This is a genomic window from Nocardioides lijunqiniae, assembly GCF_015024225.1.
GTDB lineage: Bacteria > Actinomycetota > Actinomycetes > Propionibacteriales > Nocardioidaceae > Nocardioides > Nocardioides lijunqiniae.
In genome coordinates, this window is sequence record NZ_JACJGM010000041.1 from 16447 (window position 1) to 41240 (window position 24794).

Consider the following 24794-nt stretch of genomic DNA (forward strand, 5'->3'; position numbering starts at 1 on the left):
GAACGTGTTCCATATCCTAGAGTGCGGCCCGTGCCCGACACCAGCATGCCCGCGGACCTGCTCGCCCACGCCCTCGCCGCCAAGGGCTTCATGCCCGAGGACGAGGGCGACCTGCTGCACCGGGTGGCCCGGGAGCGGCTCCCCCACGGCATCGCGCTCGAGGTCGGCACCTACTGCGGCAAGTCGGCCGTCTACCTCGGCGCCGCGGCCCGCGAGGTCGGCGGCACCGTCGTCACCGTCGACCACCACCGCGGCTCGGAGGAGAACCAGGCCGGCTGGGAGCACCACGACCCCACGCTCGTCGACGCCGACCTCGGCCTCATGGACACGCTCCCGGTCTTCCGCCGCACGATCGCCGCCGCCGGGCTGGAGGAGCAGGTCGTCGCCGTCGTCGGCCGCAGCACCACCGTCGCCCAGCTGTGGCGCACCCCCCTGTCGCTGCTCTTCATCGACGGCGGGCACGCGGAGGTCCACGCCCAGAACGACTACGCCGGCTGGGCGCACTGGCTGCTGCCCGGCGGTGCGCTGGTCATCCACGACGTCTTCGCCGACCCCGCCGACGGCGGCCAGGCGCCGTACCACGTCTTCCAGCGCGCCCTGACGAGCGGCTCGTTCGCCGAGTCCGACGTCTGTGGCTCCATGCGCGTCCTCACCCGCACCTCCGGCGACCCCGGCACCCCCGTCGGCTGACCGAGCCTCAGCGCCACAGTGGTCGGTGGTTGAGGTGCGAGCGCAGCGAGCCTCGAAACCACGCCCGCCGCACCGCACCGGTGGTCGAGCAGCGAGGAGCGCCAGCGACGAGCGCGCGTCGAGACCCCTGCACCTCTGGTTGTCTGCTCGGGGCCGGACTGGGGTGCCGCGCGCTTAGCCGGTCGCGTCTCCGCCTCAAGGATCGCCTTCGGCGCCCGCTTCGCGGCGCCCTTCGGGCGTCCTTGACCCGGAGCCTCTCTCGACCGGCTTGACGGCGCACGGGGCGACACGGGCTTCGCCCGCGCCGCCCGCGCAAAGCGCGGCACCCCTCTGGTGGGGTTGGTGTGGCTGGTGGTGCGACGACCGACACTCAGCGTCGGCAGTTGGTCACCACCGCGGCCCGGCCGAGCGTGGCTAGCTCGGCGTGAGGCGCGAACTGCCGACGCTGGTGACCGATAAGCAGGGGCCGCGCTGTTTGCGGGCGGCGCGGCGAAGCCGCCGCCGCCCGTGCGCCGTCCCAGCAGCCCGGGAGAGGCTCGGAGTCAAGGACGCCCGAAGGGCGCCGCGAAGCGGGCGAAGCTCCTTGACGCCGAGACCCGGGCTGCTAGCGCGCGGGCCAACACCAGCCCCGCACACATCAGGTGGTTTCGAGGCTCGCTGCGCTCGCACCTCAACCACCGTGGGATCAGCGCGGCGGTCGGGTCACGGGGTCTCGACGGGCGCTCGTCGCTGGCGCTCCTCGCTGCTCGACCACCGGAGGCGGGGCGTGCCTGCGCTAGCCTCCGGCGACGCGCTCGAGCGCGATGCGGTAGCCGTCGACCCCGAGGCCGGCGACCACCTCGACGGCGTACGGCGTGACGACCGAGTGGTGGCGGAACTCCTCGGGGCGCTGGTGCGGGTCGGAGATGTGCACCTCGACCAGCGGCGCGGTCAGCTGGGCGCAGGCGTCCAGGATCGCGTAGGAGTAGTGCGTCCAGGCGGCGGCGTTGAGGACCACCGGGTCGCCGTCGTCGGCGGCGGCGTTGAGCCAGTCGAGCATCTGGCCCTCGTGGTTGGTCTGGCGGACCTCCACCTCCAGGCCCAGGCCGGCGCCCCACCCGACGCACAGGTCGGCGAGCTCGGCGTGCGTGGTGGTCCCGTAGATCTCGGGCTGGCGCCGCCCGAGGCGGCCCAGGTTGGGCCCGTTGAGGACGAGCACCCTCACGGCCGGCCGCCCGTCACCACGCCGAAGGCGGTGCGCAGGTGCTCCTCGGAGGGGCCGGCCAGGATGACCGGGCGCCCGACGTCCTCGAGGACCACGAACCGCAGCTGCGAGCCTCGGGACTTCTTGTCGACCGCCATGGCGGCGTGCAGCTCGTCGAAGCCGGCGCCGTCGTACGTCGTCGGCAGCCCGACCCGGGAGAACGCCGTGTGGTGCCGGTCGGCGACCTCCGGGGCGAGCACGCCGGCGGCGCGCGCCAGCTCGGCGGCGAAGACAGCGCCGATGGCGACCGCCTCGCCGTGGCGGATCGCGTAGTCCTCGGAGCGCTCGATCGCGTGGGCCAGGGTGTGGCCGTAGTTGAGCGCCTCGCGGCCCGGGTGCCCGTCGCTGCCGCCGGTCTCCTTGAGGTCGGTGACCACGATGTCGATCTTGACCTGGATGGCCCGCTCGACCAGCTCACGCAGGACGTCGGAGCCGGCCGTCAGCGCCTCGGGCTCGGTCGTCTCGACCAGCCGCAGGATCTCGGGATCGGCGACGAAGCCGCACTTGACGACCTCGCCGAGGCCGGCGACCAGCTCCTCGCGCGGCAGCGACGCCAGCAGGCGCAGGTCGCACAGGACGCCGGCGGGCTCGTGGAAGCTGCCGACGAGGTTCTTGCCGGCGGCGGTGTTGACGCCGGTCTTGCCACCGACGGCCGCGTCCACCATCGCCAGCAGCGTCGTCGGCACGTGCACCACGCGGACCCCGCGCAGCCAGGTGGCGGCGACGAAGCCGCCGAGGTCGGTCGTGGCGCCGCCGCCGAAGGTCACGACGGCGTCGGATCGGGTGAAGCCGGCCTCGCCCAGGGCCTCCCAGCAATCGTTGGCGACCGAGGAGGTCTTCGCCCGCTCGCCGTCGGGCAGCCCGAGCGCCAGGACGTCGTAGTGCTCGCGCAGCGCGTCCAGCACCGGCTCGGCCTGCTCCCCCAGCGCGCCGGCGAAGAGCAGCGCCACCCGCTGGACGTCCTCGCCCAGGATGGCCGGCAGCCGCTCGGCAAGGTCCTCGCCCACCACCACGTCGTACGGCGACGCGCCGCCGACGTGCAGCACGGTGGCGCTCACGGTAGCGCCTTCTCGATCTCGGCCACGATGTCCCCCGGGGAGCGCTGGTCGGTGTCGACGGTCAGGTCGGCGACGGCGGTGTAGACGGGAGCCCGCTCGTCGAGCAGGGCCTTGATGCGCGAGCGCACGTTGCCGAGCAGCAGCGGACGACCGGTGCCCAGGCCGACCCGCTTGACCGCCTCGGAGAGGCCCACGCGCAGGAAGACGACCTGGTGGTCGACCAGCAGCTCGCGGGTGTCGGGGTCGAGGACCGCGCCGCCGCCCAGCGACACGACGCCGTCGTGCTCGGCCAGCACCGCGGCCACCGCGGCCTTCTCGAGCGCGCGGAAGTGCTCCTCGCCGGAGTCGACGAAGATGTCGGAGATCGCGCGCCCCTCGCGAGCCTCGATCTCGACGTCGACGTCGCGCGCGGTCACGCCCAGCGCCTCGGCGAGCAGTGGGCCGACGGTCGACTTGCCCGCCCCCATGGGGCCGACGAGGACGACGCTCACCGGTACCTCAGGGCGTCGAGGTAGCCCTCCACGTTGCGCCGGGTCTCCTGCACCGAGTCGCCGCCGAACTTCTCCACGACGGCGTCCGCGAGCACCAGCGCGACCATGGCCTCGGCCACGATCCCGGCGGCCGGGACGGCGCACACGTCGGAGCGCTGGTGGTGGGCCACCGTGGCCTCCCCGGTCGTGACGTCGACGGTGCGCAGCGCGCGCGGCACGGTGGCGATCGGCTTCATGGCCGCGCGGACCCGCAGCACCTCGCCGGTGGTCATCCCGCCCTCGGTGCCGCCGGAGCGTCCCGACGTACGTCGGATGCCGTCGTCGGTCGGCACGATCTCGTCGTGGGCCAGCGAGCCGGGCGTGGCGGCGAGCGCGAAGCCGTCGCCGACCTCGACGCCCTTGATCGCCTGGATGCCCATCAGGGCGCCGGCGAGGCGCGAGTCGAGGCGACGGTCCCAGTGGACGTGGGAGCCCAGCCCCGGCGGGAGCCCGTGGACGACGACCTCGACGACGCCGCCGAGGGTGTCGCCGTCCTTGTGCGCCTGGTCGATGGCCGCGACCATCCCCGCCGACGTGTCGGGGTCCAGGCAGCGCACCGGGTCCTCGTCGAGGCGCGCGACGTCGTCGGCCTCGGGCCAGAGACCGTCGGGGGCACGCACGCCGCCGAGCTCGATGACGTGGGAGACGACGCGGGCGCCGACGGCCTGCTCGAGGAAGTTGGTGGCGACCCGGCCCAGGGCCACCCGGGCCGCGGTCTCGCGCGCCGAGGCGCGCTCGAGGATCGGGCGGGCGTCGTCGAAGTCGTACTTCTGCATGCCCGCCAGGTCGGCGTGGCCGGGCCTCGGCCGGGTCAGCGGGGCGTTGCGCGCCATCGACTCCAGCTCGGCGGGGTCCACCGGGTCGGCCGACATGACCCGCTCCCACTTGGGCCACTCGGTGTTGCCGACCTGCAGCGCCACCGGTCCGCCCTGGGTGAGCCCGTGGCGCACGCCGCCGGTGATCGTCACCTGGTCCTGCTCGAACTTCATACGGGCGCCGCGGCCGTAGCCGAGGCGCCGTCGGGCGAGGGAGTCGGCGATGTCGTCGGAGGTCACCCGCACATGGGCGGGGAGCCCCTCGAGGATCGCGACCAGGGACGGGCCGTGGGACTCGCCCGCGGTGAGCCAACGCAGCATGGAGGCAGTCTTTCATTGACCGCCACGGACGCTGCGCCGGTCACCCCTCCACGAGACTGCGCAGCACCGGCTCCCCCACGGCGATGCCCGCCAGGGCGCCCACGAGCATGAAGGGACCGAAGGGGAAGGCCCGACGCTCGACGACGCGCAGCAGCGCGAGCACCCCGCCGCCGACGCCGCCCAGCAGGAAGCCGGCGTACAGCCCGACGAGGAGCTCGCCCCAGCCGAGGTAGCCCAGCGCGATGCCGAGGATCCCGGACAGCCGCACGTCGCCGTAGCCGAGCCCGGAGGGGTGCACGAACCACAGCAGGAAGAACGACCCGCCGGCGATCAGCCAGCCCCAGCCGGCCCGCAGCAGGGCGTCGACGTCGCCGGTGAGGGCGGCCGCGGCGAGCACCAGCACCACGGTCAGCACGTACGTCGGAGCGATCACCGTCGTGGGCAGCAGCCTTGTCCGCCAGTCGATCACCGCAAGCGCCACGCAGATGGGCACGAGCGGGACGAGGTAGAGCAGCGGCCACTGCGGGCCGACGACCGCGCCGATGACCGCGCCGGCGAGGGCGGCGGCCAGCGCGGCCTTCGCGGCGAGGCCCGGCCGCGCCGCGACGGCGGCGTAGGTCTCCTTGGGCAGCAGCTCGCCGGGCTCGGGGGCCGGCTCGGGCACCCGTCGCACCAGGTCCGGCACCAGCAGGCCCAGGGCGCAGCACGCGGCCATCACCAGGAAGAGGCTGGCCGGGGCCTCGGTCACGGCCCCGGCCGCACCGTGCGCGCCGCCAGGGCGCGATCGCCCGCGGCCCGCATGACGTCCAGCGGCGCGGTGACGCCGGTGAACAGCTCGAACTGGAGGGCGGCCTGGTGCACCAGCAGGTCGAGGCCGCTCACGAGGGGCCGCGACCCCGCGCTCGCCGCCAACGGCGTGGGCCACGGGTCGTAGAGCACCTCGAAGAGCACCGGCACGTCCGCGGCCAGCCGGACCAGCTCGGCGGTCTGCGCGGCGGCGGGGACCGTGGAGACCAGCACCTCCCCGCTCGGCACGTCCCCGAGGGAGCCGACGCGGACCTCCGGTCCGGAGGGATGGCGGGCGATCGCGTCCAGGGTCTCCCGCGCGCGCTCGGCCGACCGGGCGAGCACCGTGACCGTCGTGGCCCCCAGGTCGCACAGCGCCAGCCCGGTCGAGGCCGCGGTCGCACCCCCGCCCAGCACCGTGCCGGCCCGCACCGGACCGTCGTACCGCTCGCGGACGGCGGCCACCGCGCCCGGCAGGTCGGTGTTGTCGGCCAGCACCCGCCCCTCGGCCAGCACCAGCGTGTTGGCCGCACCGACCAGCCCGACGCGGTCGGTGACGTCGTCGGCGAGCGGCACGGCCTCCCGCTTGAGCGGCATCGTCAGCGAGAAGCCCCTCCACTCACCGCTGTGCAGCAGCTCCGGGAGCCCGCCCAGCCCGACCCGGACGGCGTCGTAGGTCCAGTCCAGGCCGAGCGCCTCGTAGCCGGCCCGGTGCAGCACCGGGGACAGCGAGTGGGAGATCGGGTCCCCCAGGACGGCGCACCTCACGGCTCAGCAGGCGTCGGACGTGGTGCAGTACTCGGTGAACTCGGCCTTGTAGTCGAGGAACTCGTCGTAGGACTCGGCGAACTTGGTCTCGCCGGTCTTGAGGTCGACCGTGACGTAGTAGTACCAGTCGCCCTTGGCCGGGTTGGTCGCCGCCTTGATGGCCGCGTCGCCGGGCGCCTCGATGGGACCGGGGGGCAGGCCCTTGTACTTGTGCGTGTTGTAGGGCGAGTCCACCTCCTTGTCCTCGTTGGTGATGGCCACGCCGAGGTTGCGGCCCAGCGCGAAGTTGACGGTCGCATCGATCTGGAGCAGCCCGATCGTGCCGGCGGTGCCCTCGTTCTCGATGCGGTTGTAGATGACCCGCGCGACCTTGGCCATGTCCTTGGGCCGGGCCTCGGCCTCGGTGAGGCTGGCGATCGTCATCAGCTCGGCCTCGGTGTAGCCCAGCCGCTCGGCCGCGCCTGCGAGGTCGGCGTCCTCGGCGGCCTGCTTCCACCGGTCGACCATCTGGCGCAGGAGGTCGGCGGGCGTGGACCCCGGGGCGACGATGTACGTCGCCGGGAACAGGTAGCCCTCCGGGTTGCCGTCGGCGTAGTCGGGCAGCCCGAGCGCGTCGGCGTCCTCGAGGGCCCGGCGGATGCCCTTGACCTTGAAGTCGGTCTTCTCCGCGAGCGTCTCGACGGTCTGGTCGACGGTCAGCCCCTCGGGGAAGGTGACCTTCTCGACGCCCTTGTTGACGTTGTCGGGGTCGACCAGGACCTCGACGACGTCGGAGGCCTTCATCTCCTTCTGGAGCGAGAAGTAGCCGGCCTGGATGCTGGTGGCGTCGGGGTTGGAGCTGGCGGCCGCGGTGAACGCGTCCACGGAGGCGACGACGCCGGCCTCCTTGAGGTTGCGGCCCATGTCGGCGACGCTGTCGCCGCTCACGACCTGGAAGGTGACCCGGCCCGACCCCGGGCCGGGGTAGTCCTCGGCCTCGCCGAACTGGTCCTCCAGGAAGTCCATCCCGCGGGTCACGCCGAAGTAGAGCAGCCCGGCGACCACGGCCAGGACCACGAGCACGGGCAGGCAGCCGGAGACACCACGGCGCTTGCGGCGGCGCGCGCCGCCGGCGGGGGCCTCGTAGACCTCGTCGACGAAGGAGCCCTCGTCGCTCTCGGTCCGGTCGTCCACGGGGCCATTCACTGGGCCGTTCACTGGGTCACTCATGGGTCTCCTCCACGATCTCACCCGGCGCGAGGCCCGAGGCGCGTTCGGTGTCGAGCGCGTGCTGCAGGATCAGGACGGCGGCCGCCTGGTCGACCACGGCACGCCGTTTGCGGCCCTTCTGGCCACGGTCGCGCAGCATAGCCTCCGCGGACACGGTGGTCAGACGCTCGTCGCACAGCCGGACCGGGACGGGCGCCACGCGACGGGCCAGCTGACCTGCGAACTCGCGAACCTTGGCGGCCGAGGGGCCCTCGCCGCCCGACAGCGAGCGGGGCAGGCCGACGACCACCTCGACGGCTCCCTCCTCGGCCAGGATCTGCTCGAGGCGGCGCAGGTCGCCCCTGCCCCGGCGCACGGTCTCCACCGGGGTCGCGAGGAAGCCGGAGGGGTCGCTGCGGGCGACCCCGATCCGGGCGTCCCCCGGATCGAGGCCCAGCCGCACACCGGGGCGCATCAGCTGCGCGCCACCTCGGTCGGCACCAGCGCGAGCGCCTCGTCGATCCGCGACGCGTCGGTGCCCCCGCCCTGGGCGACGTCGTCCTTGCCGCCGCCCTTGCCGCCGAGCAGCGGTCCGACGGCGCGCACCAGCGCGTTGGCCGACAGCCCGCGCGAGCGGGCCTCGTCGTTGACCGCGGCGACCACGGCCACCTTGGTGTCGGCGCCGGAGCCGGTGGACCCCACGATCACGACCACGCCGGGCTCGGAGGGGCTCATCCGGCTGCGCACGTCGAGCGCCAGGGTGCGGACGTCGCCGCCGCTCGCGCCGTCGGCGCGCTGGGCCACGACGTTGACGTCGCCCACCTTGGTCGCGGAGGCCGCGAGCTGCGCGACCCCGGCGAGCAGCTGGGCGACACGCCCCTTCTCCAGCTCCTTCTCGGCCTGGCGCAGCCGCTCCACCAGGTCGGACACCCGACCGACCAGGTCGTCGGGCTGCGCCTTGAGCAGGCCCGTGAGCTGGTCGACGACGTCGCGCTCGCGCGCGAGGTAGGCGAAGCCCTCCACCCCGGTGAAGGCCTCGATGCGGCGGTTGCCGGAGCCGACGGACGCCTCCCCGGTGACGACGATGGTGCCGATCTGCGAGGAGTGCGAGACGTGCGTGCCACCGCAGAGCTCGCGCGACCAGGGGCCGCCGATCTCCACGACGCGGACCTTCTGGTCGTCGTAGGTCTCGCCGAAGAGCGCGATGGCGCCCCACTCCTTGGCCTCGGGCAGGGTCATGTACTGCCAGCCGACCGGGAGGTCGGCGCGCAGGGCCTCGTTGGAGACCTGCTCGATGTCGCGCACCTGCTGGGGCGAGAGGCCGCTGGTCCAGCCGAAGTCGAGTCGCAGGTAGCCCGGACGGTTGTAGGAGCCGGACTGCAGCGCGCTGGGGCCGAGCACCTCGCGCAGGGCGGCGTGCACGACGTGGGTGCCCGAGTGGGCCTGGCGGGCGCCGACGCGCCACTCCGGGTCGACCTTCGCGTGCAGCAGCGAGCCGGGGGTGAACTCCCCGTCGACGACCCGCACCTGGTGGACGACCAGCCCGCGCACGGGGCGCTGCACGTCGAGCACCTCGAGCCGGCCGCCGTCGAACTCGATGGTGCCGGCGTCGGCGACCTGGCCACCGGACTCGGCGTAGAACGGCGTGCGGTCGAGCACCAGCTCGCCGACCTCGCCCTGCGTCAGCGAGGTCGCCGGAGCGCCGCCGGTGAGCAGCGCCAGCGCGGTCGATTCGGTCTCGTCGGTCTCGTAGGCCACCCAGTCGGTCGGCCCGTGGGCGTCGAGGATGCCGCGGTAGACGGTGGTGTCGGCGTGCTGGCCCTTCTTGGACCGGGCGTCGGCCTTGGCGCGCTCGCGCTGCTCGGTCATGAGCGACCGGAAGCCCGCCTCGTCGACGCTGAGGCCGGCCTCGGAGGCCATCTCCAGCGTGAGGTCGATCGGGAAGCCGTAGGTGTCGTGGAGGGCGAACGCGCGGTCGCCCGACAGCGTCGTGGCGCCGCTCGCGCGCACCTCGCCCGCGGCCAGGTCGAAGATCTGGGTGCCGGCCTGGAGCGTCTTGCGGAACGCTTCCTCCTCGGCGAAGGCGACGCGCGCGATGCGGTCCCAGTCGTGGTGGAGCTCGGTGTAGGTCTCCCCCATCCGGTCCCGGCTGACAGGCAGCAGCTCGGGAAGCGCGGGGTCCTCGTAGCCGAGCAGGCGCATCGAGCGCACGGCCCGGCGCAGCAGCCGCCGCAGGACGTAGCCGCGCGCCTCGTTGCCGGGCGTGACGCCGTCGGCGATGAGCATCATCGAGCTGCGCACGTGGTCGGCCACGACGCGGAACCGCACGTCGTCCTCGTGGTCCTTGCCGTAGGTGCGTCCGGTGAGCGCCATCGCCCGCTCGATCACCGGGAACATCACGTCGATCTCGTACATGTTCTGCTTCTGCTGGAGCAGGAAGGCGACCCGCTCCAGGCCCATGCCGGTGTCGATGTTGCGCTTGGGCAGCGACCCGTGGATGTCGAAGTCGTCCTTGCTCCGCACGGCGCTGAGCTCGTCCTGCATGAAGACGAGGTTCCAGATCTCGAGGTAGCGGTCCTCGAGCTCGGTGGGCATGACGAGCCGCGAGGTGGTGCCGAAGTCCCCGTCAGGCCCGAACTCCGGTCCGCGGTCGTAGAGGATCTCCGAGCACGGTCCCCCGGGCCCGGGCACGCCCATGGACCAGTAGTTCTCCCGCTTGCCCAGCTTGACGATGCGCTCCTCGGGTAGGCCGGTGACCTTCATCCACAGGGCGACCGCCTCGGGGTCGTCGACGTAGACGCTCGGCCACAGCCGGCTCTCCTCGAGACCGAAGCCGCCGTCGGCCCGCGACCGGGTGACCAGGTCCCAGGCGAGCTCGATCGCCCCCTCCTTGAAGTAGTCGCCGAAGGAGAAGTTGCCGCACATCTCGAAGAACGTGCCGTGACGGGTGGTCTTGCCGACGTCCTCGATGTCGGGGGTGCGCACGCACTTCTGGACGCTGACGGCGCGGTCGTACGGCGGCGTCTCCTGGCCGAGGAAGTACGGCTTGAAGGGCACCATCCCGGCGTTGACGAACAGCAGGTTCGGGTCGTCGAGCAGGAGCGACGCCGATGCCACCGCCTGGTGGGCCCCCACGGTCTCGTTGCGCTCGAAGTGAGCGACGAACCGTCGGCGGATCTCCGCGGTGTCCATCAGCTGGTGCCTTCCTGTCCTGTGATCTCGTGCCTGGTGGTGGTGCTGCCGGCGGTCAGCTCGGGGGTGCCCTCGGGCACCAGCCCCAGCCTCTGCCGGAGGTCGGTCTCGGCGTCGGCCTTGCCCTGCGCGACCTCGTCGCGGAACATCCGGGCGCCGACGAAGGCGGCGCCGACGCGGTCACGCAGGCCGTCGGCCGTGAGCGCCTCGGCGGCACGCCGCCCGCGGACCATGGCGTAGACCCCGGCGCCGGCCCCGGCCACGAACCAGAGGCCCCGCCTCATGCGGCGGAGTCCTCGTCGACGTCGGCCCGCTGCCGGGCCTCCCACTCGCGACGAGCGGTCTTGAGGTCGGCGCGCCGCTGCTTGCGCGAGCGCTTCACCTCGCGGCGCATCTCGAAGCGGATCCGGTTGCGGGTCTCAGGGGCGAGGGCACGTCGCAGGCCCGCGACCAGGGAAGCCGCCTGCACCACGCTCTCGCGCATCACGAGGTCGGCGAACACCGGTGCGGGGACCACGGGGGCGGGCTCCTCGGCGGTGCCGATGCGGGTGATCACGTAGTCGCTGGCGTCCGACGGCGGCCGGGCCGGCACGGGGGCAGCGACAGGGGCGGCGACGGCCGCGTCGAGCCGGCGCGCGATCTCGGCCACCTGCTCGCGCAGCTGGGCCGACTCCGCCTGCGCGGCCGCGCGGTCGCGCGCGGCGCGGCGACGACCGCGGACGGTGGAGAGCACCAGGGCCGCGGCGAGCAGGAGCACGACGACGAGCGCGGACACGATGGTCCACGCCGGCACGCTCCAGTCCTCGCTCACAGTCGTCGACCCTATCGCGGAGGTGTCGGGCCCTCACCGCGGATCAGGCGCCGGATGCGCTCCCACCGCTCCTTGACCGCGGACTCGGCCCCCAGGCTGGTCGGGCGGTAGTACTCGGCGTCGCGCACGACGTCCGGGGCGTACTGCTGCTCGGCGACGCCGTAGGGCTCGTCGTGGCTGTACTTGTAGGTCTTGCCGTGGCCGAGCTTCTTGGCGCCGGAGTAGTGCGCGTCGCGCAGGTGCGGCGGCACGGGACCGATCTTGCCGGCTCGCACGTCGGCGCTCGCCGCGTCGATGGCCGAGATGACCGCGTTGGACTTGGGCGCGACGGCGAGGGCGATCACCGCCTGGGCGAGGTTGAGGCGTGCCTCCGGCATCCCGATGAGCTGCACCGCCTGGGCCGCGGCGACGGCGGTCGTGAGCGCGGTGGGGTCGGCGAGACCGATGTCCTCGCTGGCCAGGATCACCAGGCGCCGGGCGATGAACCGGGGGTCCTCACCGGCCTCCATCATCCGGGCGAGGTAGTGGAGAGCGGCGTCGGCGTCGGAGCCACGGATGGACTTGATGAAAGCGCTCGTCACGTCGTAGTGCTGGTCGCCCTGGCGGTCGTAGCGCACGGCGGCCTGGTCGACGGCCGTCTCCGCGGTGGCGAGGTCGACGGTGTCGCTCCCCCGCGACGACGCGGCGCCCGCGGAGGCCTCGAGGTAGGTGAGGGAGCGCCGGGCGTCGCCCCCGGCCAGCCGGACCAGGTGGTCCAGGGCGTCGGGCTCGACCATGAACCGGCCGGCGAGACCGCGCTCGTCGGTGATGGCCTGGTCGAGGACGCGGCGTACGTCGTCGTCGGTCAGCGACTCCAGCCGCAGCAGCAGGCTGCGCGACAGCAGCGGCGAGATCACCGAGAAGAACGGGTTCTCGGTGGTGGCCGCGACCAGCGTCACCCAGCGGTTCTCGACACCGGGCAGCAGCGCGTCCTGCTGCGCCTTGCTGAAGCGGTGCACTTCGTCGACGAACAGCACGGTCTCCCGGCTGGCGTTGACGAGCTCGGCGCGGGCGGCGTCGATGGCCGCGCGCACCTCCTTCACCCCCGCCGACACCGCCGACACCTCGACGAATCGCCGGTCCGTCTGCTGGCTGAGGATCGCCGCGATCGTGGTCTTGCCGGTGCCCGGCGGCCCCCAGAGCAGCAGCGACATCGACTGGTCGCCCTCGATGAGCTGTCGCAGCGGCGAGCCGGGCGCGCGCAATTGCGACTGGCCCACCAGCTCGTCGAGCGTGCGGGGACGCATGCGCACCGCCAGCGGGGCGGAGGCATGGGTGTTGCCGGCAAGCGAGCCGGCACCGGGGCGCTGCGGCGCGGACGTGGGAGGGCCGAACAGGCCCTCAGGCTCGTCCAAGCGTCTTCGCATCCAGGTCGAACCAGGTGTCGTCGTAGCCGGGCTTGTTGGTGATGGCCGGGCTCGGCGTCGCCCCCGGGTCGGGGCTGCCGTAGGCGTCGGTGCCGAGCAGCGGCGCCGTCACCGGGGTGTCCGGGTGGTGACCGATCGGGCCCGGGAAGTGGCAGGCGACCTTGTGGCGCTTGCCGATCTGCAGCAGCGGTGGCTCGTGCTTGGCGCAGATCTCCTGGGCGATCGGGCACCGGGTGCGGAAGCGGCAGCCCGACGGCGGGTTGATCGGGCTCGGGACGTCGCCCTGCAGCCGGATCCGCTCGCGTCGGCCACCGATGGAGGCCTGCTTGATGTCGGGCACGGCCGAGAGCAGCGCCTGGGTGTAGGGGTGGTGGGCGTTGCTGTAGATGCTGTCGCGGTCGCCGATCTCGACGATCTTGCCGAGGTACATGACCGCGATCTCGGGGCAGAAGTGCCGCACGACCGCGAGGTCGTGGGCGATGAACAGGAACGCGACGTCGAACTCCTTCTGGATGTCCTGGAGCAGGTTGATGACCTGCGCCTGGATGGACACGTCCAGGGCGGAGACGGGCTCGTCGGCGACCAGCAGCTTGGGGTTGAGCGTGAGCGCGCGGGCGATGCCGATGCGCTGGCGCTGGCCGCCGGAGAACTCGTTGGGGTAGCGGTTGTAGTGCTCGGGGTTGAGGCCGACGACCTCGAGGAGCTCCTGCACCCGCGGGAGGATCTTGTCCTTGGGCACGATGTTGTGCACCTCGAGGGGCGCCCCGATGATCGATCCGACCGTGTGCCGCGGGTTGAGCGAGGTGTAGGGGTCCTGGAAGATCATCTGGACCTGACGCCGCATCGGCTTGAGCTCGCGGTTGCTCATCTCCGCCATGTCCTTGTCCTCGAAGAGGATCCGGCCACCGGTCGGGGTGTAGAGGCGGGTGATCAGGCGGCCGGTCGTGGACTTGCCGCAGCCGGACTCCCCCACCAGACCGAGGGAGCCGCCGTGCGGCACCTCGAACGAGATGCCGTCGACGGCCTGGACGTCGCCGATCTTGCGGCGGATGAGACCGCCGGACTTGACCGGGAAGTACATCTTGAGGTTGTCCACCTCGAGCACGGAGCCGCGGGACAGGTCGAGCTCGGAGGCGGTGTGCGACTGCTCGGCCAGCTTGTCGAAGCTCGGCACCTCGGGCACGAGCACCGGCTCGGGCTCCAGGGTGGTCTGCTCCTCGGGCACCAGCTCGTCGCGAGTGGCGTCACGCTCGGTCATCAGGGGGTCTCCTCGACCAGGTCGGGTGCGATCTCGGCCAGGACGTCCCGCGCGAAGATCTCGTCGGGGTTGGCCAGGTGGCACCGCTTCAGGTGCGACGCGCCGCGGCCGCCGGGCAGCAGCTCGGGCAGCGTGGTGGCGCACAGGGCGCCGGGCACCTTGTCGGTGTGGGCGCAGCGGGGGTGGAACGAGCACCCGCTCGGGGGGTCCAGCAGGCTCGGCGGGTTGCCCGGGATCGGGATCAGCCGGGCGTCGGTGTCGGCCGACACGTCGGGGATGCTCGAGAGCAGGCCCCACGTGTAGGGCATCTCCGGGTGCGTCAGCAGCTCCTTGCAGGCGCCGTACTCGACGCAGCGCCCGGCGTACATCACCAGCACCTCGTCGGCCATCTCGGCCACGACGCCGAGGTCGTGGGTGATGATGATGACGGCGGAGTTGAACTCGCGCTGCAGGTCCTGGAGCAGGTCCAGGATCTGCGCCTGCACGGTCACGTCGAGCGCGGTGGTCGGCTCGTCGGCGATGAGCAGCGACGGGTCGTTGATCAGGCCCATCGCGATCATCGCGCGCTGGCGCATGCCGCCGGAGAACTGGTGCGGGAAGTCGTCGACCCGCTTGTCGGGCTGCGGGATCCCGACCCGGTCGAGCATCTCGATCGCCCGGCGCCGCGCGTCGCGCTTGGAGGCGGACGGGTGGTGGACGACGTAGGCCTCGGCGAGCTGCGCGCCGACCCGGTAGAACGGGTGGAGGGCGGCGAGCGCGTCCTGGAAGATCATCGCGGCGCTGTTGCCACGGATCTTGCGCATGCCGGACTCGTCGAGGCCGATGACCTCGGTGCCGCCGACACGGATCGAGCCGGTGATCTTGGTGCGCTGCATGTCGTGCAGGCCGAGGACGGCCATGCTCGAGACGGACTTGCCCGAGCCGGACTCGCCCACGATGCCCAGGGTCTCCCCCATGCCCACGGAGTAGCTGAGGTCGTTGACGGCACGCACGGGGCCGTCGGGGGTCGGGAACTCGACGGTGAGGTTCTCGACGACCAGGAAGTCGTCGGTGTCGAGGCGGGTCGAGGGGGTGGAAGTCTGAGTCACGAGAGCCTCACGCGGGGGTCGAGGACGCTGTAGATGAGATCGACCACCAGGTTACTGATGACCATCACGACAGCTCCGAAGAGGGCGGTGGCCGCGACCACCTGGAGGTCCTTGGCCACGACGGCGTTGAGGCCCCACAACCCGATGCCCTGGATCTCGAAGATCTTCTCGGTGAAGATCGTGCCGGCCAGGAGGACGCCGAGGTCGATGCCGAACACGGTCACGACCGGCACCAGCGCGCTGCGCAGCCCGTGGCGGTAGACGACGGTGCTGGCGGGCAGGCCCTTGGCCTTGGCCGTGCGGATGTAGTCCTCGCTGAGGGCCTCGACCATGGCGCCACGGGTGTAGCGCGTGTACTGCGTGCAGCCGAACAGGCCCAGGCAGAGCCACGGGAGCAGGAGCCCCGTCGCCCACTTCCAGGGGTTGTCCGTGAACGGGGTGTAGCCGCTGCTGCCCAGCACGGGTATCTCGAACACCAGGGTGCAGTAGATCCAGGCCAGGAGCGCGAAGAGGTAGTACGGCACCGAGCTGACGACGAGGAAGCTGCTGACGAGCACCTTGTCGGTGAGCGAGCCGCGCCGTCGCGCGGCCGCCACCCCGATGGGGATGCCGAGCAGGAGGTAGAGGAGAGCGCCGCCACCGGCCACGGAGACCGTCGCGGGCATGCGCTTCACGAGGTCGTCCCAGACCAGCGTGTTGTTCTTGAACGAGTAGCCCAGGCACGGGGCGTCGCAGTCGATGCGCTGCGTACCGATGGTGAGCTCACGGCCGACGAAGACGCCCTTGGCGTACTTGCCGTACTCCTCGTAGATGGGGTTGTCGTAGCCGAGGCTCTTCTCGAAGTTCGCGAGCCGTTCGGGGGTGCACTTGCCGCCCGTCTTCGACTCGCAGACCGGACGAGCCGGCGACTCCGGGCCGTACCAGAACAGGGCGAAGACGGCGATCGAGATCAGGACGACCACGACCATGCCGGCCAGCAGCCGCTTGACGATGTAGGCGAACATCCAGGGGGACCTTTCAGCGTGTGCCGGAGCACAGGGGGAGCCGGGGTCGGGGGCCGGGCGCTGGTGCGCCCGACCCCCGACCGTCGGTCATGCGGCGGAGCTGCTACTCCGGACCTTCGTCACTTGATGACGTAGAGGTCCTTGTAGTTGATCGCGCTCATGGCCGCGTCACCGGTGAAGCCACCGATCTTGGAGCCAGCACCGAACAGGTCGTTGCGGTACGCGGTCGGGATGATCGGGAGGTACTCGGTACCGATCATCTCGTCCAGGTCACCCCAGGCGCCGGCCTGCTCCTCGAGCGGCAGGGTCGGGATCTCGTCGATCCGGTCCTGCACCTCCTGCTCGTCGAAGAACGCGGTGTTGTACTGCGAGCCCTTGGAGACCAGGGGCGGGATCATCGTGTAGGCGGACGGCCAGTCGGAGCACCAGTTGACCGTGCGGAGGTTGAGCTTCTTGTTGATCGGGTTGTCCTTGTTCCCGAACAGCTCGTACGCGTCCTCCTGGTAGGCGATGGCCTCGACCTCGAAGCCGGCGGCCTCGAAGCCCTTGACCTGCTGGGCGTTCGCGTCCACGAGCTCCGGAGCGGAGTCGTCGTAGATGAAGCTCAGCTTGTAGTTCTCGGCGCCGGCCTCGGCCAGCAGCTCCTTGGCCTTCTCGGGGTCGAACGTGAACTGGTCACCGTCGGGCTGGTAGTCCTTGCGACCCGACATGCCCGGAGGCATGATCGTGCTCGCGGGGATGCGGGTGACGTTCGGGACCTGACCACCGGCGAGCCAGATGTTCTCGTAGTCGAACGCGTAGGCGATCGCCTTGCGGATCTTGATGTCGGTGATCTTGCTGTAGTCGGGAGCCAGGTAGCTGACGCACTGACCGGTCTGCTGGATGAAGTTGTCACCCAGGGCGCCCTGCGCCTTGGTCACGTTGGTCGCGCCCACGCGGTTCGAGACCGCGGTCTGGGACTCGGCCGAGTCGCTGAGCAGGATCGCGTCGACCTTCTCCTGGTCGGCGTCGAACTTGAACGTCCAGCTGTCGGCGTACTGGTGACGCGCCGGGTCGCTCTCGGGCTTCCACTCGGGGTTCTTCACCAGGACGAGGGTCTCGTTCGGGCGGAACTCCTGGATCTTGTACGGGCCGTTGGACAGCGGCTTGGCGCCGTAGGCGGGCGGCTCCGAACCCTCGAGCGGGATCGGGCCCATGGCCATGAAGGAGCCCCAGAAGTCCATGTCGGGGAACGGGCGGGTCATCTTGATGGTGATGTCCTGGCCGTCGACGACGATGCCGGCGCAGTCGCCGCCCTTGTCGCCGTAGGGGCCGGTGTAGCCCTCGCCGCAGTCGATGTTCTTGACCGAGTACTCCTGGCCGGGCGTGCCCGGGAAGTTCTCGACGTCGAACGAGCGCTCGATGCCGAACTTGACCTCGTCGGCGGTGATCGGGTCGCCGTTCTCCCACGTCGCGTCGTCGCGGACGGTGAACTTCCACTCGGTGTAGTCGTCGTTCGGGGTACCGAGGTCGGTGGCCAGGTCAGGCACGAGCTCCATGTCACCGGACTCCGCGTTGCGGCGGTACTGGGTGAGCGAGCGGTGCGTCAGCGCCTGCTGGATGGAGTTGCCCAGGACCGACCAGCCGTCGGTCGGGTCGAGGTTCTCCGGGCCCGGGTCGAGCGGGACGTGGACAGTGATGTCGCCGCCCACCTGGGATCCCTCGACCTCAGGGGCCGGTCCGGTGGCGTCCGCGATCTTCTCGAAGCCGCTGCCGGCCTCGATGAACTCGCTGGGACCGTCTCCGGCGTTGTCGTCGCCGCCATCTCCACCACAGGCCGCGAGTGACCCGGCCATGGCGAAGCCCGCGACAACGGCGAGCGTCTTGTTGCGCTTCATGCTGTCCAGCCTTTCTCTTTCATTCGTGCCGCAGGCGGAGGCCCGTGGCCACATCGAGGGAGCCCGTCAGCGACGGGTCTTGGGGTCGACGGCGTCGCGGATCGCGTCACCGAGGAGGTTGAGCGCGACGACCAGGATCACGATCCCCAGCAGCGGCTCCCAGAAGTAGAGCGCGTAGTCGTCGTAGTAGTTGCTGGCCCGCAGGATCGTCTGACCCCAGGAGTTGCCCTGGGTGATGCCGATGCCGAGGTAGGCGAGACCGGCCTCGGCGGCGATGAACGCCGGCAGCATCAGGGAGACCGCGACCACGATCGGGGCCACCAGGTTCGGCAGCAGCTCCTTGATCATGATCCGCGTGGTCGGCATGCCGATGACCCGGGCCGACAGGATGAACTCCCGCTCGCGCAGCGAGAGCACCTCGCCGCGCACCAGGCGGGCGACGCCCATCCAGCCGAAGAACGCCAGGATCGCGACGAGCGACCAGAGCTGGGCCTTCTCGTAGAGGTCCGGCTTGAGTGCGAAGCGCTGGTTGATGATCGGGGCCAGCGTCAGCGCCATGAGCAGGAACGGCACGGTCAGGAAGAAGTCGATGACGAACGAGATGGCCTTGTCGACGACACCGCCGACGAAGCCGGCGATGAGGCCCAGCGTGATGCCGATGATCGAGGCGACCAGGGTGGCCAGCGAGGCGATCAGCAGCGAGGTGCGACAGCCTGCCAGCCAGACGGCGAGGTTGTCGGTCGCGGTCTTGGGCGCGACGCCGAAGGGGTGCTCGGGGTCGAAGCCGCCGGACGGCGGGCCCTTGTAGGGAAGCAGCTCGTTCATCGGGTTGAGCTGCTGGGCCGGGTTGCCGGGCTCGGTGGTGACGTCGAAGAGGTTCTGCAGCACGTCGGCGAAGATCGCGATCAGCACGAAGAACATCACGATGGTGAAGCAGGTCATCGCGACCTTGTCCTTGCGCAGCCGCCCGAGGGCGATCTGGATCGGGGACTTCCCGGACACCTGCCGTTTCTTCGCGGGGGGCTCGTCGCCCGGAACGGCTTCGTCACTCAGGTGTCCGACGGTCTCGGACCCCATCGTGGGTGTCGACATGCTCACCTCGTCCAGGCAGTGTGTCTGCCAATCCATCGGCGGACCGGGTCGTCCCGGGATGCGCCCTGTGCGCCGCCCGCGACTCTATGTGACGCAGCGCGACCTCCGGGTCTCCCAGACGTAACGATCTGGTCTCAGCGGATTTGTCGAATGTTTTTCTCGCCCCTCAGGACGCGGGGACGGAATCCTCCGTGGGGCGGGCGTCCACACCGGCTTCCTTGCGCTGGGCCGCGGTGATGGGAGCGGGGGCCGCGGTGAGGGGGTCGAAGCCTCCTCCGGACTTCGGGAACGCGATGACGTCGCGGATCGAGTCGGTGCCCGCGAGCAGCGCCACGATGCGGTCCCAGCCGAAGGCGATGCCGCCGTGCGGGGGCGCGCCGAACTTGAACGCGTCGAGCAGGAAGCCGAACTTCTCCTGCGCCTCCTCCTCGCCGATGCCCATGATCGCGAAGACCCGGCGCTGCACGTCCTCGCGGTGGATACGGATCGACCCGCCACCGATCTCGTTGCCGTTGCAGACGATGTCGTAGGCCCAGGCGATCGCGTTGCCAGGGTCGGAGTCGAAGGTCTCGAGGTCCTGCGGGGAGGTGAAGGCGTGGTGGACGGCCGTCCAGGCGCCGCTGCCGACCGCGACGTCGCCGGCGGCGGTCGCGTCGTCGGCCGGCTCGAACAGCGGGGCGTCGACCACCCACAGGAAGCTCCAGGCGTCCTCGTCGATCAGGCCGCCGCGGCGCCCGATCTCCAGCCGGGCGGCGCCCAGGAGGGCGCGGCTCGGCTTCGGGAGGCCGGCGCCGAAGAACACGCAGTCCCCCGGCTTCGCACCGACGTGGGCGGCCAGACCGGCCTTCTCCTCGTCGCTGATGTTCTTGGCGACCGGGCCGGTGAGCTCGCCGTCCTCCTGGACCAGCACGTAGGCGAGCCCGCGGGCGCCGCGCTGCTTGGCCCACTCCTGCCAGGCGTCCAGCTGCTTGCGGGGCTGGCTCGCCCCACCGGGCATGACGACGGCGCCGACGTACGGCGCCTGGAACACGCGGAACGGCGTGTCCTTGAAGTAGTCGGTGCACTCGACGAGCTCCAGGCCCATGCGCAGGTCGGGCTTGTCGGAGCCGTAGCGCCTCATCGCCTCCGCGTAGGTCATGCGGGGCAGCGGCGTCGGCACGTCGTGGCCCACCAGGCGCCACAGGGCGCTGAGGATCTCCTCCGCGACGGCGATGACGTCGTCCTGGTCGACAAAGCTCATCTCGATGTCGAGCTGGGTGAACTCCGGCTGGCGGTCGGCCCGGAAGTCCTCGTCGCGGTAGCAGCGCGCGATCTGGAAGTAGCGCTCCATGCCCGCGACCATCAGCAGCTGCTTGAACAGCTGGGGGCTCTGCGGGAGGGCGTACCAGCTGCCGGGCTGAAGGCGTGCGGGCACCAGGAAGTCGCGCGCACCCTCAGGCGTCGAGCGCGTCAGCGTCGGCGTCTCGATCTCGACGAAGTCGTGACCGTCGAGGACGTCGCGCGCGGCCTTGTTGACCTTGCTGCGCAGGCGGAGCGCGTGGTTGGGCCCGGAGCGGCGCAGGTCGAGGTAGCGGTGCTTGAGGCGCGCCTCCTCGCCGACGTCGACGTGGTCGCTGATCGGGAACGGCAGCGTCGCGGCCGCGCTGAGGACCTCGACGTCGGAGGCGACGACCTCGATGGCACCGGTGGCCAGGTTGGGGTTCTCGTTGCCCTCCTTGCGCGCGGTCACCTCGCCGGTGACCTTGAGGCAGTACTCGGCGCGCAGGTGGTGGGCGACCTCCTCGTCGCGGATGACGACCTGCACGATGCCGCTGGCCTCACGGAGGTCGATGAACGCCACGCCACCGTGGTCGCGCCGGTTGGCCACCCAGCCGGCGAGGGTGACGGTCTGGCCGACGTGCTCGGCGCGGAGGGCGCCGGCGTCATGGGTGCGGATCACTGCTGCTCCTGGGTGGTGGGGGTCGAGCCGGTCGAGACGACCTGCGGTCGCAGGTCCTCGGTGGGTGGGGTCCAGGTGGCCGGATCGGCGGTCACCTGGTCCCCGCTGCGGATGTCCTTGACCTCGTGGCTGCCGTCGTCCTGGCGGAACCAGACGAACGGGATGCCACGGCGGTCGGCGTAGCGGATCTGCTTGCCGAACTTCTGGGCCGAGGCCGAGACCTCGGTGTTGACGCCGCGAGCGCGCAGGGCGGCCGCGACCGCCTCGCTCTCGGGGCGGGTGTCCTCGTCGGTGACCGCCACGAGCACCGCGCTCGGCACCGCCCGGCTCCCGGCGAGGACGCCGTCGGCCAGCAGCGGGATGAGGGTGCGGGAGACGCCGAACGAAACGCCCACGCCGGGGTACGTCGTACGGCCGTCGCTCGCGAGCGCGTCGTAGCGACCACCGCCGCCGACCGACTTGAGCCGCTCGTAGCCCTCCATGAAGATCTCGACGACGGTGCCGGTGTAGTAGTCGAGGCCCCGCGCGATGCGCAGGTTGGCCTCCACGGTCACGTGGCGCCGCTCCCCCGCGCCGCAGCCCGAGACGACGGCCGCCAGCTCGGCGAGCCCCTCGTCGAGCAGCGGGTCCTCGACGCCGAGCGCACGCACGCGCTCGACGAAGGAGGTGTCGGCGACGCGGATCGTGGCCAGCTCCAGGCAGCGCTGCGCCTGCTCGGGCGTGGCGCCGGCGTCGCTGACGAGCAGCGCGGCGACCTGCTCGGCGGGCAGCTTGTCGAGCTTGTCGATCGTGCGGATCGCGGCGGTGACGTCGGGCAGGCCCAGGCCGCGGTAGAAGCCCTGGATGAGCTTGCGGTTGTTGAACTGGAAGCTCAGGGGCGGCAGCGGGAGCGCGTCGAGCGCCTCCACCATCACCCGCATCACCTCGACGTCGTGGTGGAAGGGCAGCTCGTCCTTGCCCACGATGTCGACGTCGGCCTGCGTGAACTGCCGGTAGCGGCCCTCCTGGGGGCGCTCGCCGCGCCAGGCGGGCTGCACCTGGAAGCGACGGAACGGGAACTCCAGGTGGCCCGCGTGCTCGAGGACGTAGCGCGCGAACGGCACGGTGAGGTCGAAGTGCAGCCCGAGACCGGTGTCGTCGGCGGTGTCCTCGGCCTGGAGCCGGCGCAGGACGTAGATCTCCTTGTCGACCTCGCCGCCCTTGGCGAGCCGGTCGAGCGGCTCCACGACCCGGGTCTCGATGTTGGCGAACCCGTGCAGCTCGAAGCTGCGCGAGAGCGAGGCGATCACCTCGCGCTCGACGGCGCGCTGGGCGGGCAGCAGCTCGGGGAACCCGCTGAGCGGGGTGGGCTTGGCGTTCATGGGGCTCAGAGTCCTTGCGTCGCTCGCCCCGCGGCCCCGTCGTCGACGAGGTCCTGCAGGAAGGGGTTGGTCGCGCGCTCGCGACCGATGGAGGTCTGCTCGCCGTGGCCGGGCAGCACCACGACGTCGTCGCGCAGGGGCAGCACCTTGGTCGCGAGGCTGCGCAGGATGGTGGGGTGGTCGCCGCCGGGCAGGTCGGTGCGCCCGATGGAGCCGGCGAAGAGCAGGTCCCCCGAGAACATCACCTCGGAGATGTCGGCGGCGTCGTACGGCGACCGGAACGTCACCGACCCCTCGGTGTGCCCGGGGGTGTGGTCGACGGTGAACGTGAGACCGGCCAGCTCCAGCTCCTGAAGGTCGGACAGCTCGCGCACGTCGTCGGGCTCGGCCCACGAGTAGTCGCCGCCCAGCAGCATCGCGGTGGTCTCGGGCGACATCCCGGCCATGGGGTCGGCCAGCAGGTGCCGGTCGTCGGGGTGGATCCAGGCCGTGGCGTCGTACGTGCCGGCGACCGGGGCCACGCACCACATGTGGTCGACGTGACCATGGGTGACCAGCACCGCGACCGGCTTGAGCCGGTGCTGACGCACGACCTCGTCGACCCCCGCGGCGGCATCCTTGCCGGGGTCGATGACCACGCACTCGCTGCCGGGCCCCGTCGCGGCGACGTAGCAGTTGGTGCCCCACGGCCCTGCGGGGAATCCGGCGATCAGCACTCCGCAACACTATCGAGACAAACCATCGGTCGTCGCGCCGGTATCTGACCACTAGTGTGGGCCACTGCTTCTGCCGGGCAAGCGAGCGAGGGACTGCAGTGACGAGCACCGAGTGGGGCCGCGTCGGAGACGACGGCACCGTCTACGTGAGGACCACCGACGGCGAACGGGCCGTGGGGCAGTACCCCGTGGGCACGCCCGAGGAGGCCCTCAAGTTCTACACCGACCGCTACCTGGCGCTCGAGACCGAGGTCTCGCTGCTCGACCAGCGCGTGCGCTCCGGTGTCCTGGCGCCCGAGGAGGCGGCCGAGTCGGTCAAGCTGGTGCGGGCCCAGGTGGTCGACGCCAACGCCGTCGGCGACCTCGCGGCCCTCGCGGCCAAGCTCGACTCGCTGGGGCCTGTCATCGCCCAGCAGCGCTCGGTGCGCCGCGCGGAGAAGGCGCAGAAGGCTGCGGAGGCCAAGGAGCAGAAGGAGAAGCTCGTCGCCGCCGCGGAGAAGATCGCCGAGGGCAACGACTGGCGCCACGGCGCCAACCGCCTCCGCGAGCTCCTCGACGAGTGGAAGGCGCTCCCCCGCATCGACCGGGCCTCCGACGACGCGCTGTGGAAGCGCTTCTCCGGAGCGCGCACCTCCTACACGCGTCGCCGCAAGACGCACTTCGCCGAGCAGGACGTCAAGCGCGAGTCCGCGCGGGTCGTCAAGCAGCGGCTGGCCACGGAGGCCGAGGCGCTCTCCTCCTCCACCGAGTGGGGCCCGACCGCCGGCCGCTACCGCGACCTCATGCGCGACTGGAAGGCCGCCGGTCCGGCGCCCAAGGACGTCGACGACGCCCTGTGGGCACGCTTCCGCGGCGCCCAGGACGCGTTCTTCGGCGCCCGTGACGCCGCCAACGCCGCCCTGGACGCGGAGTTCGCCGCCAACGCCGAGGTCAAGGACAAGCTCATCGTCGAGGCGGAGGCGCTGCTCCCGGTCACCGACATCGAGGCCGCCAAGAAGGCGTTCCGCGAGATCGCCGACCGCTGGGACGCCGCCGGCAAGGTCCCCCGCGACCGGATCAAGGACCTCGAGGCGCGCATGCGCAAGGTCGAGCAGGAGATCCGCGGGCTCGAGGACGAGCAGTGGCGCAAGTCCGACCCGGAGAAGTCCGCCCGCGCCGGCGACATGGTCAGCAAGCTCGAGGCCGCCATCGCCGGCGTCGAGGCCGACCTCGAGAAGGCGCGGACCGCCGGCAACGACAAGAAGGTCAAGGAGCTCGAGGAGAACCTCGAGTCCCGCCAGGCCTTCCTCGAGATGGCCAAGCGCGCCGCCCAGGAGTTCTCCGGCTGAGGTCGGCCCCGGTGGTTGAGGTGCGAGCGCAGCGAGCCTCGAAACCACGCCACCGCACCGCAACGCGCCGGTGGTCGAGCAGCGAGGAGCGCCAGCAACGAGCGCCCGTCGAGACCCGGTGACCCGCACGCCGGGCGGCGACCCACGGTGGTTGAGGTGCGAGCGCCAGCGAGCCTCGAAACCACGCCACCGCACCGCAACGCACCGGTGGTCGAGCAGCGAGGAGCGCCAGCAACGAGCGCCCGTCGAGACCCGGTGACCCGCACGCCGGGCGGCGACCCACGGTGGTTGAGGTGCGAGCGCCAGCGAGCCTCGAAACCACA

General features: G+C 71.6%; 22 protein-coding genes. 2 read left to right on the forward strand and 20 right to left on the reverse strand.

Features of this window, described 5'->3' with window-relative positions; all coding sequences use genetic code 11:
* Positions 1-30 precede the first annotated feature (30 nt).
* Positions 31-690, forward strand: a complete 660-nt coding sequence (locus IRQ30_RS20265) for a class I SAM-dependent methyltransferase (protein WP_338089804.1) — start codon at positions 31-33, stop codon at positions 688-690.
* 775 nt (positions 691-1465) lie between these two features.
* Here the strand turns inward: IRQ30_RS20265 and IRQ30_RS20270 are convergent.
* The 20 genes from IRQ30_RS20270 to IRQ30_RS20365 form a co-directional block, all read right to left on the reverse strand.
* On the reverse strand, positions 1466-1894 hold the full coding sequence (locus tag IRQ30_RS20270; RefSeq protein WP_193614713.1) for a type II 3-dehydroquinate dehydratase: 429 nt from the start codon (positions 1892-1894) through the stop codon (positions 1466-1468).
* Positions 1891-2991: a 3-dehydroquinate synthase gene (aroB, locus tag IRQ30_RS20275; protein ID WP_193614714.1), complete on the reverse strand. Its 1101-nt coding sequence runs from the start codon at positions 2989-2991 to the stop codon at positions 1891-1893. The genes IRQ30_RS20270 and aroB overlap by 4 nt, the downstream gene beginning before the upstream one ends.
* Positions 2988-3482, reverse strand: coding sequence for a shikimate kinase (locus IRQ30_RS20280; protein ID WP_476703682.1), 495 nt, complete (start codon positions 3480-3482; stop codon positions 2988-2990). The genes aroB and IRQ30_RS20280 overlap by 4 nt, the downstream gene beginning before the upstream one ends.
* A complete protein-coding gene (gene aroC / locus IRQ30_RS20285) occupies positions 3479-4657 on the reverse strand; it encodes a chorismate synthase (RefSeq protein WP_193614715.1) in 1179 nt (392 codons plus the stop codon). Before aroC ends, IRQ30_RS20280 begins: the two co-directional genes overlap by 4 nt.
* Before the next feature lie 40 nt (positions 4658-4697).
* Positions 4698-5405 (reverse strand): prepilin peptidase, encoded by a 708-nt coding sequence (locus IRQ30_RS20290; RefSeq protein ID WP_193614716.1) that lies wholly within the window; start codon positions 5403-5405, stop codon positions 4698-4700.
* Positions 5402-6211: a shikimate dehydrogenase gene (locus IRQ30_RS20295; RefSeq protein WP_193614717.1), complete on the reverse strand. Its 810-nt coding sequence runs from the start codon at positions 6209-6211 to the stop codon at positions 5402-5404. Before IRQ30_RS20295 ends, IRQ30_RS20290 begins: the two co-directional genes overlap by 4 nt.
* Before the next feature lie 3 nt (positions 6212-6214).
* Positions 6215-7384: an endolytic transglycosylase MltG gene (mltG, locus tag IRQ30_RS20300; protein WP_193614718.1), complete on the reverse strand. Its 1170-nt coding sequence runs from the start codon at positions 7382-7384 to the stop codon at positions 6215-6217.
* A 28-nt stretch (positions 7385-7412) separates the two neighbouring features.
* Entirely contained in the window at positions 7413-7874 is a 462-nt protein-coding gene (gene ruvX, locus IRQ30_RS20305) for a Holliday junction resolvase RuvX (protein ID WP_193614719.1), read from the reverse strand.
* Positions 7874-10591 carry an alanine--tRNA ligase gene (alaS, locus tag IRQ30_RS20310; RefSeq protein WP_193614720.1) on the reverse strand — a complete coding sequence of 906 codons (2718 nt, stop codon included), beginning with the start codon at positions 10589-10591 and terminating at the stop codon, positions 7874-7876. Before alaS ends, ruvX begins: the two co-directional genes overlap by 1 nt.
* Positions 10591-10875 (reverse strand): DUF6167 family protein, encoded by a 285-nt coding sequence (locus tag IRQ30_RS20315; RefSeq protein ID WP_193614721.1) that lies wholly within the window; start codon positions 10873-10875, stop codon positions 10591-10593. Before IRQ30_RS20315 ends, alaS begins: the two co-directional genes overlap by 1 nt.
* Positions 10872-11402, reverse strand: coding sequence for a hypothetical protein (locus tag IRQ30_RS20320; protein WP_193614722.1), 531 nt, complete (start codon positions 11400-11402; stop codon positions 10872-10874). The genes IRQ30_RS20315 and IRQ30_RS20320 overlap by 4 nt, the downstream gene beginning before the upstream one ends.
* 11 nt (positions 11403-11413) lie before the next feature.
* Positions 11414-12796, reverse strand: coding sequence for a replication-associated recombination protein A (locus IRQ30_RS20325; protein ID WP_227467882.1), 1383 nt, complete (start codon positions 12794-12796; stop codon positions 11414-11416).
* Positions 12783-14066: an ABC transporter ATP-binding protein gene (locus IRQ30_RS20330; protein ID WP_193614724.1), complete on the reverse strand. Its 1284-nt coding sequence runs from the start codon at positions 14064-14066 to the stop codon at positions 12783-12785. The genes IRQ30_RS20325 and IRQ30_RS20330 overlap by 14 nt, the downstream gene beginning before the upstream one ends.
* Positions 14066-15154 carry an oligopeptide/dipeptide ABC transporter ATP-binding protein gene (locus tag IRQ30_RS20335; RefSeq protein WP_193614725.1) on the reverse strand — a complete coding sequence of 363 codons (1089 nt, stop codon included), beginning with the start codon at positions 15152-15154 and terminating at the stop codon, positions 14066-14068. Before IRQ30_RS20335 ends, IRQ30_RS20330 begins: the two co-directional genes overlap by 1 nt.
* Positions 15151-16158, reverse strand: coding sequence for an ABC transporter permease (locus IRQ30_RS20340; RefSeq protein WP_193609066.1), 1008 nt, complete (start codon positions 16156-16158; stop codon positions 15151-15153). The genes IRQ30_RS20335 and IRQ30_RS20340 overlap by 4 nt, the downstream gene beginning before the upstream one ends.
* Positions 16159-16277: 119 nt before the next feature.
* On the reverse strand, positions 16278-18035 hold the full coding sequence (locus tag IRQ30_RS20345; RefSeq protein ID WP_193614726.1) for an ABC transporter substrate-binding protein: 1758 nt from the start codon (positions 18033-18035) through the stop codon (positions 16278-16280).
* A gap of 66 nt (positions 18036-18101) precedes the next feature.
* Positions 18102-19037, reverse strand: coding sequence for an ABC transporter permease subunit (locus IRQ30_RS20350; protein WP_193609068.1), 936 nt, complete (start codon positions 19035-19037; stop codon positions 18102-18104).
* 256 nt (positions 19038-19293) lie between these two features.
* The gene (gene aspS / locus IRQ30_RS20355; RefSeq protein WP_193614727.1) at positions 19294-21066 is read right to left on the reverse strand and encodes an aspartate--tRNA ligase; all 1773 of its coding nucleotides are present in this window, start codon (positions 21064-21066) and stop codon (positions 19294-19296) included.
* Positions 21063-22427: a histidine--tRNA ligase gene (hisS, locus tag IRQ30_RS20360; RefSeq protein WP_193609070.1), complete on the reverse strand. Its 1365-nt coding sequence runs from the start codon at positions 22425-22427 to the stop codon at positions 21063-21065. Before hisS ends, aspS begins: the two co-directional genes overlap by 4 nt.
* Positions 22428-22432: 5 nt before the next feature.
* Positions 22433-23143 carry an MBL fold metallo-hydrolase gene (locus IRQ30_RS20365; RefSeq protein WP_193614728.1) on the reverse strand — a complete coding sequence of 237 codons (711 nt, stop codon included), beginning with the start codon at positions 23141-23143 and terminating at the stop codon, positions 22433-22435.
* 98 nt (positions 23144-23241) lie between these two features.
* On the opposite strand from IRQ30_RS20365, the gene IRQ30_RS20370 reads away from it, so the two are divergent.
* Complete coding sequence (locus IRQ30_RS20370) at positions 23242-24471, forward strand: DUF349 domain-containing protein (RefSeq protein WP_193614729.1); 1230 nt, start codon at positions 23242-23244, stop codon at positions 24469-24471.
* Positions 24472-24794: the final 323 nt, after the last annotated feature.